General features: G+C 52.2%; 1 rRNA gene. It reads right to left on the bottom strand.

Features of this window, described 5'->3' with window-relative positions:
• Positions 1-1372, bottom strand: a 23S ribosomal RNA gene (locus HP456_RS24000); the annotation flags it as partial.

The raw sequence follows: 1372 nt of genomic DNA, 5'->3' as shown, positions 1-1372 counted from the left end.
GCTAAGCACTCCTCTTAACCTTCCAGCACCGGGCAGGCGTCAGCCCCTATACTTCGCCTTACGGCTTCGCAGAGACCTGTGTTTTTGCTAAACAGTCGCCTGGGCCTATTCACTGCGGCTCTTCGGGGCTATAAACCCCAAAGAGCACCCCTTCTCCCGAAGTTACGGGGTCATTTTGCCGAGTTCCTTAACGAGAGTTCTCTCGCTCACCTTAGGATTCTCTCCTCGCCTACCTGTGTCGGTTTGCGGTACGGGCACCTTTTTCCTCGCTAGAGGCTTTTCTTGGCAGTGTGGAATCAGGAACTTCGCTACTATATTTCGCTCGCTGTCACAGCTCAGCCTTCGCGATGACGGGATTTGCCTCATCATCAGCCTAACTGCTTAGACGCACATATCCAGCAGTGCGCTTACCCTATCCTCCTGCGTCCCCCCATTGCTCAAACGGAAAAGAGGTGGTACAGGAATATCAACCTGTTGTCCATCGTCTACGCCTATCGGCCTCGACTTAGGTCCCGACTAACCCTGAGCGGACGAGCCTTCCTCAGGAAACCTTAGGCATTCGGTGGATGGGATTCTCACCCATCTTTCGCTACTCATACCGGCATTCTCACTTCTAAGCACTCCACCAGTCCTTACGATCTGGCTTCACAGTCCTTAGAACGCTCTCCTACCACTGACACCAAACGGTGTCAATCCACAGCTTCGGTGATACGTTTAGCCCCGGTACATTTTCGGCGCAGAGTCACTCGACCAGTGAGCTATTACGCACTCTTTAAATGGTGGCTGCTTCTAAGCCAACATCCTGGTTGTCTAAGCAACTCCACATCCTTTTCCACTTAACGTATACTTTGGGACCTTAGCTGGTGGTCTGGGCTGTTTCCCTTTCGACTACGGATCTTATCACTCGCAGTCTGACTCCCATGGATAAGTCTTTGGCATTCGGAGTTTGTCTGAATTCGGTAACCCGATGAGGGCCCCTAGTCCAAACAGTGCTCTACCTCCAAGACTCTTACACATGAGGCTAGCCCTAAAGCTATTTCGGAGAGAACCAGCTATCTCCAGGTTCGATTGGAATTTCTCCGCTACCCACACCTCATCCCCGCACTTTTCAACGTGCGTGGGTTCGGACCTCCATCCAGTGTTACCTGGACTTCATCCTGGACATGGGTAGATCACCTGGTTTCGGGTCTACGACCACATACTCATTCGCCCTGTTCAGACTCGCTTTCGCTGCGGCTCCGTCTCATCGACTTAACCTTGCATGGGATCGTAACTCGCCGGTTCATTCTACAAAAGGCACGCCATCACCCGGCATTTTCCAAAGGAAAGATGCACAGGGCTCTGACTACTTGTAGGCACACGGTTTCAGGTT

It is taken from the genome of Bacillus haikouensis, from assembly GCF_013179555.1.
Lineage (GTDB): Bacteria > Bacillota > Bacilli > Bacillales > Bacillaceae_B > Rossellomorea > Rossellomorea haikouensis_A.
The sequence above is the reverse complement of the archived record's forward strand: the minus strand, read 5'-3'. Positions and strand labels throughout refer to the sequence as shown.